This is a genomic window from Serratia sp. (in: enterobacteria) (assembly GCF_046715635.1).
Taxonomy (GTDB): domain Bacteria; phylum Pseudomonadota; class Gammaproteobacteria; order Enterobacterales; family Enterobacteriaceae; genus Chania.
Map to the genome: position 1 here is coordinate 1 of NZ_JBKJYW010000070.1, position 11,932 is coordinate 11,932.

At 51.3% G+C, this 11,932-nt stretch carries 13 protein-coding genes and 1 tRNA gene; 8 read left to right on the plus strand and 6 right to left on the minus strand.

Going from position 1 to position 11,932, the window contains the following annotated elements; translation table 11 throughout:
• The first annotated feature begins 73 nt into the window (after nucleotides 1–73).
• From lysS to ACLQ7H_RS03390, 6 genes are all read left to right on the plus strand, one after another.
• On the plus strand, nucleotides 74–1,591 hold the full coding sequence (gene lysS / locus ACLQ7H_RS03365; protein WP_411751447.1) for a lysine--tRNA ligase: 1,518 nt from the start codon (nucleotides 74–76) through the stop codon (nucleotides 1,589–1,591).
• Nucleotides 1,592–1,748: 157 nt separating this feature from the next.
• Nucleotides 1,749–1,822 (plus strand) — tRNA-Gly (locus ACLQ7H_RS03370).
• A 498-nt stretch (nucleotides 1,823–2,320) separates the two neighbouring features.
• The gene (locus tag ACLQ7H_RS03375; RefSeq protein ID WP_411751448.1) at nucleotides 2,321–2,863 is read left to right on the plus strand and encodes a type IV secretion protein Rhs; all 543 of its coding nucleotides are present in this window, start codon (nucleotides 2,321–2,323) and stop codon (nucleotides 2,861–2,863) included.
• Nucleotides 2,864–2,865: 2 nt separating this feature from the next.
• On the plus strand, nucleotides 2,866–3,246 hold the full coding sequence (locus ACLQ7H_RS03380) for a putative T6SS immunity periplasmic lipoprotein (protein WP_411751449.1): 381 nt from the start codon (nucleotides 2,866–2,868) through the stop codon (nucleotides 3,244–3,246).
• Between the two features lie 115 nt (nucleotides 3,247–3,361).
• Nucleotides 3,362–3,676 (plus strand): hypothetical protein, encoded by a 315-nt coding sequence (locus ACLQ7H_RS03385; protein ID WP_411751450.1) that lies wholly within the window; start codon nucleotides 3,362–3,364, stop codon nucleotides 3,674–3,676.
• Between the two features lie 219 nt (nucleotides 3,677–3,895).
• The gene (locus ACLQ7H_RS03390) at nucleotides 3,896–5,296 is read left to right on the plus strand and encodes an HdeD family acid-resistance protein (protein WP_411751451.1); all 1,401 of its coding nucleotides are present in this window, start codon (nucleotides 3,896–3,898) and stop codon (nucleotides 5,294–5,296) included.
• 425 nt (nucleotides 5,297–5,721) lie between these two features.
• Here ACLQ7H_RS03390 and ACLQ7H_RS03395 read toward each other — a convergent pair whose 3' ends face one another.
• The 4 genes from ACLQ7H_RS03395 to ACLQ7H_RS03410 form a co-directional block, all read right to left on the minus strand.
• The gene (locus ACLQ7H_RS03395) at nucleotides 5,722–6,012 is read right to left on the minus strand and encodes a Bor family protein (RefSeq protein WP_411751452.1); all 291 of its coding nucleotides are present in this window, start codon (nucleotides 6,010–6,012) and stop codon (nucleotides 5,722–5,724) included.
• Nucleotides 6,013–6,170: 158 nt separating this feature from the next.
• Nucleotides 6,171–6,362, minus strand: coding sequence for a hypothetical protein (locus tag ACLQ7H_RS03400; protein WP_411751459.1), 192 nt, complete (start codon nucleotides 6,360–6,362; stop codon nucleotides 6,171–6,173).
• Between the two features lie 15 nt (nucleotides 6,363–6,377).
• Nucleotides 6,378–6,713: a low molecular weight protein tyrosine phosphatase family protein gene (locus ACLQ7H_RS03405; protein WP_411751453.1), complete on the minus strand. Its 336-nt coding sequence runs from the start codon at nucleotides 6,711–6,713 to the stop codon at nucleotides 6,378–6,380.
• A gap of 2 nt (nucleotides 6,714–6,715) precedes the next feature.
• A complete protein-coding gene (locus ACLQ7H_RS03410) occupies nucleotides 6,716–6,934 on the minus strand; it encodes a hypothetical protein (protein WP_411751454.1) in 219 nt (72 codons plus the stop codon).
• Nucleotides 6,935–7,161: 227 nt separating this feature from the next.
• Here ACLQ7H_RS03410 and ACLQ7H_RS03415 point away from each other — a divergent pair, with 227 nt between their 5' ends.
• Together ACLQ7H_RS03415 and ACLQ7H_RS03420 are read left to right on the plus strand one after the other, a co-directional pair.
• Entirely contained in the window at nucleotides 7,162–7,737 is a 576-nt protein-coding gene (locus ACLQ7H_RS03415) for a hypothetical protein (RefSeq protein ID WP_411751455.1), read from the plus strand.
• A 297-nt stretch (nucleotides 7,738–8,034) separates the two neighbouring features.
• Nucleotides 8,035–8,256, plus strand: a complete 222-nt coding sequence (locus ACLQ7H_RS03420) for a hypothetical protein (protein WP_411751456.1) — start codon at nucleotides 8,035–8,037, stop codon at nucleotides 8,254–8,256.
• A 42-nt stretch (nucleotides 8,257–8,298) separates the two neighbouring features.
• Here ACLQ7H_RS03420 and ACLQ7H_RS03425 read toward each other — a convergent pair whose 3' ends face one another.
• Both ACLQ7H_RS03425 and ACLQ7H_RS03430 read right to left on the minus strand, forming a co-directional pair.
• Nucleotides 8,299–8,673 (minus strand): lysozyme inhibitor LprI family protein, encoded by a 375-nt coding sequence (locus ACLQ7H_RS03425; RefSeq protein ID WP_411751457.1) that lies wholly within the window; start codon nucleotides 8,671–8,673, stop codon nucleotides 8,299–8,301.
• Nucleotides 8,674–8,775: 102 nt separating this feature from the next.
• Nucleotides 8,776–11,862, minus strand: coding sequence for an efflux RND transporter permease subunit (locus ACLQ7H_RS03430; protein ID WP_411751458.1), 3,087 nt, complete (start codon nucleotides 11,860–11,862; stop codon nucleotides 8,776–8,778).
• Between the last annotated feature and the right edge of the window lie 70 nt (nucleotides 11,863–11,932).

The window sequence follows — 11,932 nt, forward strand, 5'->3', positions numbered from 1 at the left end:
GCAGGCCGTACTGGATGGCGACCTGGATAAATTCATTGAGGCAAGTTTGAAAGCCGGGTTATGAGGAACAGAAATGTCTGAGCAACAAGCACAAGGCGCCGAACAGGCGTTGGATCTCAACAACGAGTTGCAGTCGCGCCGGGAAAAACTGGTCGCGCTGCGTGAGAACGGCATTGCGTTCCCGAACGACTTCCGTCGCGATACCACCTCCGACAAGCTGCATGCCGAATACGGCAGCAAAGAAAACGAAGAGCTGGAGTCACTGGGTATCGAAGTGACCGTGGCTGGCCGTATGATGACTCGCCGTATCATGGGTAAAGCCTCCTTCGTAACGCTGCAGGACGTGGGTGGCCGCATTCAGCTCTACGTCGCACGCGACGACCTGCCTGAAGGCGTTTACAACGAGCAGTTCAAGAAATGGGACTTGGGCGATATCCTCGGCGCGCGCGGTAAGCTGTTCAAGACCAAAACTGGCGAACTGTCTATCCACTGTACCGAGCTGCGTCTGCTGACCAAAGCACTGCGTCCACTGCCAGACAAGTTCCACGGCCTGGCCGATCAGGAAACCCGTTATCGCCAGCGCTATCTGGATCTGATCGCCAACGAAGAATCCCGCAACACCTTCAAGATCCGTTCGCAGGTGATGGCGGCGATCCGTAACTTCATGGTGGCTCGCGACTTCATGGAAGTCGAAACCCCGATGATGCAGGTGATCCCTGGCGGCGCGTCTGCTCGTCCGTTCGTTACTCACCACAATGCGCTGGATATCGACATGTACCTGCGCATCGCGCCAGAGCTGTATCTGAAGCGCCTGGTGGTAGGTGGCTTCGAGCGCGTGTTCGAGATCAACCGTAACTTCCGTAACGAAGGCGTTTCCCCACGTCATAACCCAGAGTTCACCATGATGGAACTCTATATGGCGTATGCGGATTACAAAGACCTGATCGAACTGACCGAGTCGCTGTTCCGTACGCTGGCTCAAGACGTGCTGGGTGACACCAAAGTGCCTTATGGCGATGAGGTGTTCGACTTCGGCAAGCCGTTTGACAAGCTGACCATGCGTGAGGCGATCAAGAAATATCGCCCGGAAACCAACCTCGACGATCTGAACGATATGGCTAAATCCGTGGCGATTGCGGAATCGATCGGCATCAAGGTTGAGAAGAGCTGGGGTCTGGGCCGCGTGGTTACCGAGATCTTCGAAGAAACCGCCGAAAGCCATCTGATCCAGCCAACCTTCATCACCGAGTACCCGGCAGAGGTTTCTCCGCTGGCACGTCGTAATGATCTGAACCCGGAAATCACCGAGCGCTTTGAGTTCTTTATCGGCGGTCGTGAAATTGGTAACGGCTTCTCGGAGCTGAACGACGCAGAAGATCAGGCACAGCGTTTTGCTGACCAGGTTGCCGCAAAGGATGCTGGTGACGACGAAGCGATGTTCTACGACGAAGACTACGTCACCGCGCTGGAACACGGCCTGCCGCCAACCGCGGGCCTGGGCATCGGTATCGACCGTATGGTGATGCTGTTGACCAACAGCCACACCATCCGCGACGTGATCCTGTTCCCGGCCATGCGCCCGAGCAAGTAACGTTCGCCAAGTGATTAAACCGGTGCAGCCGACTGTGCCGGTTTTTTTTCGCCCGAAGAGAGTAGGTTGTTGCTAACCGCTTAAAACATCGGCAGTTATGCGTTATCTTCGCTTGCCCGGCGCGCATAACCGGTTATAATGCCAGTCGCACACCTAAGCGGGTGTAGTTCAATGGTAGAACGGCAGCTTCCCAAGCTGCATACGAGGGTTCGATTCCCTTCACCCGCTCCAGCTTTGTCCCCTTATTGCAAAACACCGCCAAAAGTTGGCTTGAATGTGTTCCGCTATCAATAACTTACTTTACATAAGTTGTCTGTGATCGTTCTACCATTGAACGACGATTTACCCACAACAAAAAGCCTGATCCGGGTATTGTCTCTTACACCAGACTGATCATACGCATTTAAGCCCAATGTGCGGCCTTGTGGCTGCATAAACAGGTCAACCCGCAGTTGTGTATCTGCACACGATATGCAGGCTCTGCCAGCGTTTCGCTCATGCTCCGAAAGGTACATGAGCACCCTGATAAGGTGTAATCTTTCTGAAAATCTGATGAAGTCGCTAAGCTCCGCTTGTTGCTTGTACCACTAACGGGGCTTTATGGCTTCTGTTGCTTAAAATCAGATAGTTGCACAAATGATGAACGAAAGATAACCTAAGGGCATTGAAAGTAGAGATAAATCCAAAGTTTGATTGCATGGAAAGCATACCTTACAGGGAGGGCGGATTATGAGCGCGCAGGCGGAGGAAGGAACATTACGCCGTATGACGTTAGGCGAGATTGCAATGGCTCGTCGAGTTTTTGGTGATTCGATAGTTTATGGTCGTGTCTGGATTCATTGTGACAGCTATTTACCGTTCGGTTTGCAGAAACAAAACTATGCTATGGCCCCAAATGGGGAGCTATGGTACAGAAAGCCGATGTATAAAGAAGATTTTTCTTCAAACTCAGTTTTTGTTGAAGATAAATATGTTTTTATCCATGAGCTAGGCCATGTATGGCAACACCAACACGGGCAATGGGTTAGACTACGAGGCGCTCTTAGCTGGGCTGCTGAATACACCTATAAACTGGATAAAGATAAGCTGACAGATTATTCTCTTGAACAGCAAGCATCTATATTGGCTGATTATTGGTTGTTACTGGTTTATGGGGATGATAAATGGCTTTACTATCAGAGACCAGGGCGAATGGGTATGTACAGGGGAGGAGATGGGATTCGGGATGTACCTTCGCTTTATCAGAAAATAGTTACAGGGAAAGGACGATAATTATGAAGAAGAATAGGATGTTGTTGGCTGTTGTATTTCTCTTGATCGGATGCCCTGGGCCAGGTGATCGAAGGGTAGATCGAGGATCCACAACAGTGTTTATTCAAGATAATCATGTTTGTGTGGTGTCGCCACTGAAACCACAAGAACGGATTACAGCTATTCAAATAAACAGCGATAAAAGTAACTCTCTTCACAAAATTTTTGACGATAAACCTGTTTATGCAGCTAAGGGGGAATGTTTACCCCTGTTCGGATTTAAATTTACATCCGGTGATCGGTATTCAATCGCCTATGACATTAAATCTGAGAAGTCAGACTCGCATTTAGTAACGGCTGAATTTTCTATCGCAATTGATGATGGTGTTATTAAAATATTTTAACGCAATGCGCCCTACATGGGCGAAAGCTGGCAATGACGCCAGCGTAAGAACAAGGTATTTCATGAGACTTTTCCTCTCTTAATGATCTTTATTAAGCAGTATGCAAGCAGACCATATGCCATCGGCAGTGCGTGCAAAGTTTAAACGGATGAATCCAGATGCGCAAGACAAAGAGATAATTAAAGCGGCCAAGGATGTAGCTGCTATCGTCATTCCCTCTGACATTCATCAAAAGCTGAGTACTACCTATGGTGGCAGGAACACTTCAGTGCAGATAGAGGCGGATTCCAGAAACTTACGGGCCGCACTGGAGCGAAACATAGAAACAATCCGGCCAGCACTGAAAGAACGCGGCGTGACGGATGAACAGATCGACAAGGCCAAAACCAAAATGCATAAACTCAAGCAGGAACAGGGGCTCTACGAATGACCGTGAACATTTTCCATGTCAACTTGGTTCAACCCGTGTTTCCCCAATCAACCCACTATCCTGTATAGAAATGTGCGTTGTGGTACTTATACACTTTGAAACCACAAATTGGGTGATTTCAGAGGAGGAAACTATACTCATGCCATCTTGGAAGACCGCTTCTGCGTAGCTCTGACAAGCCGCCTTACAATTAAAAGCGATGAGCAGAGGGGATAAGGCATGGTTCAGTTGGTAATGATTTTACTGGGGGTTGATTATTTGCGCCACCGCTGGCGAGGGTTGATGACTGCCGGTTGGTTAGGTGTGTTAGCTGGCTTAATCGTTTTCATCGATGCGTTAGATAACGCGATTTATTTCCCTTTGCATCCCTTCGCTTTCCTGTTGTTGGTTGAGGGACTGGCGACCTTGATGGTCGCGCATACCGGCATCGGCGGGCAACGTACCTTGCGTTATGTAAAAGGAGGCGCATTTTCACTGGCCGCGGTATTGATCCTGAGTGGGCAACATCATGGCCATTTTATTCTATCGATGATTTTTGGCACTTTGTTTTTGGCCGATGGACTATTGCAAATTGTCTCCGCTGGGGTCGTGCGCTATAAAAACTGGAAGTTGGTGGTGGCTGGCGGTGTATTGGAAGTCATGTTGGCGATTTTCTTCTTTCAGCCTTATCCGACCCATTATATCGGCACCGTGCCTTATTGTTTAGGACTGGGGTTGATGTTTGGTGGCTGGAATATGGTTATGCTGGCGATGCGCGTCAAAAAGCTAGAGGTCAACCCCGCGGTTTTGGGTAATAAGGCCGCAGAGGAAGCCAGTAGCGCAGTAACCACGCCTTTGGTGACTGAATGGGAAGGCCCTCCGGCTGATGATGAACCTGCGCTGACCATACATGTCTGGACTCCAGTTGGATCCTCGAAGAGTGCAACAGTGCCTCATCCTGTTATTGATCGTTATATTGCGGCGGTGGATAAAAACGGGGTGATTTCCACTGGCCATGCTGCACTTGAATCTCCAGAAGGCATTTATATCAGTCTGTATCCAGCAGTCGATATTGACCGGTCGCCAGATCAATTTAGCCGCTTGCTGCGGGCAACCGCAGACAATAATGTAGAAGGGAAATTCCAACCGGATTATGTGACTGAGTCCGGTGCATGGTGTCCTTCAACCCAGCGCGTGCGGATCAGAAACTACGATGCTGAACGTTTGAAACGGTTCTGGGACGTTTATCGTGAAGACAATACTTATAATCTCACACATCGTAACTGCTCGAGCAGTGTGGCGCGGGGGCTTGAAGCGGCGCTGGAAGGCGTAGTGGCTAAGATATGGGGACAGCGTGGTCACTGGTTGGTGTTGAGTAAAATTCTTACGACGCCGGAATTATGGGTGGCGGTACAAATACGTAAACGCGCAAAAACGATGGCTTGGACACCAGGACTGACGCTTGACTATGCACGTGCATTAAGCATGTTGGCGGATCCCCGGCCGGCCGGCTGGATAACCACCATTCGACGTGCCCTAAAGAAAATGTTTTCTTTGCGCAAGCAATGGCGTGATGAAAAAGCGCAGGGCACGATAGCGTCAGGCGTTCGCAGTGAACCCTCAAATGACCAAGGCAAGTAGGCTATTATGGCAATGTTTCTCCCTTTATATGCAGGGTTTTATTATTTGCCTTAACAGCCTCGCGAACGCTGTTTTGCTTGGCATCAAAAATATCGTCAATAAATCACCGCCCATTCTCAGCGACTCAATTAAATGTGGTGGTAGTGGTGAGACTGTTATCACTAACGGCGCGAAAGGTGACTGTGGCATGTGATTTTTTTATTATCGTTAGCGATAATATTGATATTCGTCACCACCAGGTTCTGATAATCCTGACACTGGCAGATCGGGTCAGCGTCAAGATAGCCTATATCGTGGCATCTACACGGACGGCTTAAAACCAAAGAGCCCAAGCCGGGTAGATTACCAGACTCAGGCTCCATTAGCTGCTTACGATAAACTGCTCACTGCAAGCAAGTCAGTTCAACGTACATTACTGCCAAAACTTAGTTTGCGCAGTAAACGCGAGCTTCACGCGGGGTATAAATACCCAAAGTTACGACACCCAGCAGGCCGTTGACAAAGGTTTGCTGTACTTCGGTGCGAACCACTTTGTCAGAGCTACCACAAACGGCTGCGGCATCAATGGTTTTTTGTTGGCCAATACCGCTAACGAAGAAGTGATGGGTAGTCACTTGCTTTGGTGCCGCAACGGGTTCGCTTTTCACGTTGAAGGTTTGTTGAGCACAGCCAGTCAGCAGCAGGGTAACAATGGCGGTAGCAAATAGCTTGTTCATAGAAATCCTTTTTAAAAAAATCAAACTAAATCGTCAGGGTTCTGACCTGTTTTTGTGTTTTTGAGCAGGATGTTTGGCAATCCAGAGGTATTTTCCTGCCACTATCATTGCGTACACTAAAGCGTGGCGAATGATAGCGGCGTTAATATACAACATCTTTACGGCAAGGTGTTATCGGTCTTTTTTTGACTGAACCACTGATGTGCTGTAATTACCACGGGCTGCCAATTTTCGCGCCTTGCGGCAAGGATGTTCTCGCTGATGTGCAATGTCTGCGTGCGGGTAGGGATATCAATAAAGATTTCATCACCGTCATCTTCCAGAGTGAGTTCACTGCTGCCGGGGGGTATGTGCCCGAGACATGATTATTTCAGGATGAAAGGTGACAGGAATGGCTCGGTAGATTCCTCTAGCAGGGTGATAAGCTCAGGATCCATATATTGATAGTCATCGGGGATATCGAGAACGTGCAGGGGTTTATGTTCCAGCAGGCGGCGATACTCGGCCACCAGCCGGTTTTTGTGTTTTTGCTCCATGACAAAAATCATATCTGCCCAGTGCAATAACTCCGGCGTCACCGTTTTTATGGCATTACGGCTGGTCCCGGCCGACCTTGCGGTCAGGCCGGGAGTCCGTTGCCATATACGTTCCGCGGTAGGGCTGCGCCATTGATTACGGCTGCAGACAAACAGCACATTCATGGTTATTCGATCTCATCGAGTGCGTTACGCCGGGCTACGGCGCGGGATACCTGTGGATACTCAATACCCAATTGACTCGCTCGCGTTATTTTATCTGAGCGGGTGTAGAGCATTTTCCACTGCTTCTCTTTGGTGAACTTGGGTTGAAAATCCCCCATCTCACGGTGTTTGTTGCGTTGGTTATTGACCAGGCGCCAGGCCCGGCCACGTATGTCAGTCATGTTGATGCCTCATCGGTGTTATCGGGGGTCAGCAGCCGCGATAATACGAGAGGGGGGGTACAGCAGCATTTTAAGCCGCCTTGCAATGCTAACATTTCGGCTATAAACAATAAATCGTCTTTATTCAGCGTTTTTCGACGCAATAGATGATATTGATTTTGCTTGACCCAATCCGCCATTCTGCTGCTAGAGTGAGGGCAAGAATAAAACCACAAGGAAGTTCCCCAATGATTAGACCAACCTGGGAAGAGTTAAGTTCGCTCTTTGAGGATCCCAAGCAAACCAATGTGCGCCAGGTGCAAGCATCGCTTATTGCGCGTCACCCGGACATTCTCAGTGGTTATGGCCCTGAGGATGATTATCTGGATGTTTTCAGCAGCGTGTTTGACATCGCGCTGGATTGGAAAGAGGGTATGGACGTATTTCTCGAATACTTAGCGGAGTATTTGGGGCCTGACGTTTTGACCGTCGAGATTGACGATGAAGTGGCAGCTGTCCACTTTGCAGGGAATGTACACCAGTTCGCCTGTTCCTCAATGGGCAGTGACGTGTTCGATGACGAATTGGAAAGATTGCAGACGTTGATGAGCAGCCAGTATGTGTTCCGGCTATTCTTCCTGGGTGGAATAGCCGATACGCTGCAGTTTCTGGTGATACCGACAAGCCTGTGGGAGCGGGCAGAACAAGTTTATGGTACGCAACGCACTTCAACCTGTCTCATACCCTATGGTGGCTTGGTATCACTGGAAGACTATGACGCCACGCTCCGGTGGAGGGAACCATCCAACACACCGGAGCTGTGATCGCTGGTATGAGGCGACGCAACACCTGCAAGCCATAAAAATCCTTATGCAGTAAATTCAGTTGCTCATCAACGCAGTATTAAAACCATCAGCGCACATAAGTGTAGCTGTATGCGTAAGTTGGGAGCCCGTAGCGATGCCTGGCTTTTCCTGTTCTCGCACCGGTCCGAATTTAATTGTTTCACCCCCACACATTTTGCGACTTTTCCGGATCCATCGTGATGGGCATCAGTGGTACAGTGGCGCGATTTCATTCATTTTGATGTTTTTTTGGCTGTTGAATGCCGAGGTGTGAGTATGAGTAAGTTTATTGCAGCGGGCCTGTTGACCGTTTTACTGTCTGGGTGTGCTACCGAGTCACCTTGCGTGCCGGTTTATGATGACCAAGGCCGTTTGGTACATACCAATACCTGCATGAAAGGCACCACTCAGGATAACTGGGAAACCGCCGGGGCGATTGCAGGCGGGGCGGCAGCGGTAGCTGGCCTGACTTTGGGCATTATCGCGTTAACCAAATAGTGATTTTTTCAGTCGGGGCGCAGCATAGGCGCCCCGATTCTATTACTGCTGTTGAGCCAGCTTGTTGCTATCACAGCCGGTACTTTTGCACTCACGTTCCACGCTTTTCAGAAAATCGATACGGCTTTGCATGGTCTTGTTTGAGCAGGCGACATTGATCATGGAATCGTCGCTGCATTGGCTGTCCCGACTTTTCAGCCATTCGATCTGCGACTGCTTCAGCGTCTGCTTTTGCGGTTGAGTCAGCAGCCCCATCACCTTTTTGTATTGCACATTGATCTCTTGATCCAGCTGTACCATCTCCAATGCCGCGCAGTAGGTCACGTCATAAGGGGTACGTGGGGTGTCACAGCCAGCGGCCAACGTAGTGGCAGAGAGCAACAGCAGCGAACATCCCAGGATTGTTTCTTTAATCACTTTGCACTTCTCCGTGTTTGGTTTTGAACTGGCTACACAGTAAACCAATGCCCGTGTTTGCAATAGCCCGCTTGAAGACAAATATTCAACCGGGCGCATGCGTTAAGTTTTAGCCTCGGTTTGCGGCGTTACCTTTTGCTTATCCGAATTCATGCAACTGTAGATCACCGGCAGGACCAACAACGTCAGCACGGTAGCAAAGCCCAGGCCGAACATGATCACCACCGCCATACTCTGGAAGAAAGCATCGCTCAGCAGCGGGGCCAAGCCGAGTACGGTGGTAAAGGCCGTCAGCAGAATAGGGCGCAAACGCGAGGTAGAGGCGTCGATAATGGCCTCCAGGATCGGTTTTTCCTGCCGCTGTAACCCAATCTCCTCTACCAGCACAATGCCGTTACGGATCAGCATGCCGCTTAAACTCAGCAGGCCAATCAGCGCCATAAAGCCAAACGGAATACCGGTTAGCAGGAAGCCCACGGTGACTCCGATCAGCGCCAGCGGGATGGTCAGCCAGATTGCGACGGCATTCTTCAGCGAGCTGAACATCAGCACGGTGATGATAAACATGATCACAAAGGCTACCGGCAGGCTGGTGAACAGCCCGGCCTGGGCCTCCTTGGTACTTTCATAGTCGCCGCCCCAATTCAGTTCATAGCCGCGTGGTAATGGGATGGCATCAATACCCGGTTTGATGCGTTGCAACAGTTCGGCAGAGGTTTCACCGCTCTGTGAGCTAGGATCGGCCTGAACCGTCAGGGTGCGTTTGCGATCCCGGCGCATGATTAACGGATCTTCCCACTCGGTAGTAAAGCCGTTGACCACGTTGTCGATGGGAATAAACGCCTGCCGTGCCTGGCTCCAGATCATCACGTCGTTCAGCCGTTCCGCATTCAGCCGCTCCGAGTCTGGCGTTCTTAGCACGATCGGCATTAACCGGGTGCCATCACGGTATAGGCCAACGGCGATCCCGCCAAAACTCATGCGTAGCGCACTGTCGATTTCGCGTTTATCCACCCCTAATTCACGGCCAAGATAATCCGAGAACTGTGGGCGAATAACCTTGCTACGCTGTTGCCAATCGTGCATGACACCGTCGGCATTTGAGTCAGCACGGGCAATGGTTTCTGCCTTGGCCGCCAATGACCGCAGTACGTTTGGATCCGGGCCGATAAAGCGCGCTTCGATGGAGCTGTTATTCGAAGGCCCGAACATGATGCGCTTGGCCTGGGCGTTCACCTGGGGGAAATTACTGCGTACGTAGCCCTCGATTTGGCCGATCATGCCGGGGATCTGGTTAAGCTGTTTGGCTCGTACCATGATCTGTGCATAGTTGGAATATTGCCGCTGTGCGTTGTAGGTAAGCATAAAGCGCATGGCACCCTGGCCGATGGTGACCATGGTATCGCTGACGCCGTCTTGCGCTTGGATATGCTGCTCGATCTCGGCGGCAATCTTTTCGGTGTAGGCGATATCGGTGCCATAGGGCAGCCAGAGATCGACGAAGAAGATCGGCGTATTGGACGGTGGGAAGAAGCTTTGGCGCACGTTGCCAAAACCGATCACCGAGGCGACCATCAGTGCGGCCAGCACCCCCAGAGTAATAGTGCGCTGGCGCAGCAGTTTACCCAACAGATTACGATAGACGCGGAACAGCCAACCATCATAAGGCGATTTGACCGGCTCATCGGGTTTTGGCTCGGCCATTTTCTGTTTTTCAAACGCCCATTTGGTGAATACCGGCGTCAGGGTCAAGGCGGTGAACCAGCTCAGCATCAGGGAAATCAACAGCACCTGGAACAGCGACTTACAGTATTCCCCGGTGGCATCGTTGGATAAGCCAATCGGCGCAAACGCCAGAATGGCAATCACCGTAGCCCCCAGCAGCGGGAACATGGTGCGTTTGACCACGTTATTAATGGCCTGCAGGGTCTTCTCACCCTGTTGCCGCCCAACCAGCACACCCTCGACGATCACGATGGCGTTATCCACCAACATACTTAAGGCAATCACCAGCGCCCCGAGTGAAACGCGTTGCAGCTCAATATTGAACAGCTTCATGATCAGCAAGGTGCCAAGCACGTTCAGCGCCAAAGAGGCGGCGATCACCAGCCCGCTGCGCACCCCCATAAAGATCAGTAGGGTGCCGACCACGATCAGCAGCGCCAGCAAGAAGTTCATGATAAAGCCATTCACCGCACCTTCCACTTCATGCGACTGATCGTAGAAAACGCTGATGTCCATCCCGGCGGGGCGTTCGGCTTGCAGTTGGGCCAACCGGGCTTTGACCGCTTCGCCCACTACAATCACGTTCACATTCGGGGCAAAGGATACGCCGATGGAGAGCGCAGGCCGCCCGTTGGCACGATAGATATTATTGGGGGAGTGGGTCACACCTTGGCTGATGGTGGCGATATCGCGCAGGTAAACGCTGCGGGGGCTACCCGGTTCGCTAATCAGCAGGTTACCCAACTCTTGCACGCTGGCGAATTCTCCGGTGGGATGCAGCCTGATCGACTCGCTGCCCACCAACAGATCCCCGGCGTTGGACACCACGTTCTGCCGGCTCAACAGATCGTAAAGTCGCTGTGGGATAATATTGGCGGCGGTCATCTGGGCGCGGGAAATCTCAATCTGCACCTCTTCCGGGATCACCCCGACAATCCCCACCTTGCCCACGCCGGGCACCACCACTAACTCACGGCGTAACAGCTCGGCAAAGTTGCGCAGTTCCTGATTGCTAAAGCCGTCGCCATACAGTGAGAAGAAGAAGCCGTACACATCGCCAAAGTCATCATTCACAATCGGGGGGCTGGCTCCGGGCGGCAAACGTATTGCCGCATCGCCAATGCGCCGCCGCAGCACATCCCAGATCTGTGGCAGCTCAGCGGCACCGTATTCGGCACGGATATTAATGGTGATCTGCGATAGCCCCACGCTGGAGATGGAGGTGACGTTATCAATATAAGGAAGCTGCTGAATGGCGTTTTCCAGTGGCAGAGTGACCTCTTCTTCCACCTGCTGGGCTGAAGCGCCGTCATAACGGGTGACGACCACCGCGGTCTTGATGGTAAAGGCCGGATCCTCCAGCCTGCCGATGTTTAGAAACGCCAGTACGCCGCCAATGCCTAGCAGCAGGATCGCCAACCAGATACGGGTGCCGTTGTTGATAAAGTTCTCTGTCAGTTTCATTACAGACCTCGCTCACGGACCCAGGCGCGCACTTCCTGATTGGGGCGCAGTTCGCGAGTACCGGCGGCGA

Excerpts from the sequence above, each read along its gene's own strand:
- lysS (WP_411751447.1), top strand. The coding sequence starts at position 74 with ATGTCTGAGCAACAAGCACAAGGCGCCGAACAGGCGTTGGATCTCAAC.
- ACLQ7H_RS03375 (WP_411751448.1), top strand. The coding sequence starts at position 2,321 with ATGAGCGCGCAGGCGGAGGAAGGAACATTACGCCGTATGACGTTAGGC.
- ACLQ7H_RS03380 (WP_411751449.1), top strand. The coding sequence starts at position 2,866 with ATGAAGAAGAATAGGATGTTGTTGGCTGTTGTATTTCTCTTGATCGGA.
- ACLQ7H_RS03385 (WP_411751450.1), top strand. The coding sequence starts at position 3,362 with ATGCCATCGGCAGTGCGTGCAAAGTTTAAACGGATGAATCCAGATGCG.
- ACLQ7H_RS03390 (WP_411751451.1), top strand. The coding sequence starts at position 3,896 with ATGGTTCAGTTGGTAATGATTTTACTGGGGGTTGATTATTTGCGCCAC.
- ACLQ7H_RS03395 (WP_411751452.1), bottom strand. The coding sequence starts at position 6,012 with ATGAACAAGCTATTTGCTACCGCCATTGTTACCCTGCTGCTGACTGGC.
- ACLQ7H_RS03405 (WP_411751453.1), bottom strand. The coding sequence starts at position 6,713 with ATGAATGTGCTGTTTGTCTGCAGCCGTAATCAATGGCGCAGCCCTACC.
- ACLQ7H_RS03410 (WP_411751454.1), bottom strand. The coding sequence starts at position 6,934 with ATGACTGACATACGTGGCCGGGCCTGGCGCCTGGTCAATAACCAACGC.
- ACLQ7H_RS03415 (WP_411751455.1), top strand. The coding sequence starts at position 7,162 with ATGATTAGACCAACCTGGGAAGAGTTAAGTTCGCTCTTTGAGGATCCC.
- ACLQ7H_RS03420 (WP_411751456.1), top strand. The coding sequence starts at position 8,035 with ATGAGTAAGTTTATTGCAGCGGGCCTGTTGACCGTTTTACTGTCTGGG.
- ACLQ7H_RS03430 (WP_411751458.1), bottom strand. The coding sequence starts at position 11,862 with ATGAAACTGACAGAGAACTTTATCAACAACGGCACCCGTATCTGGTTG.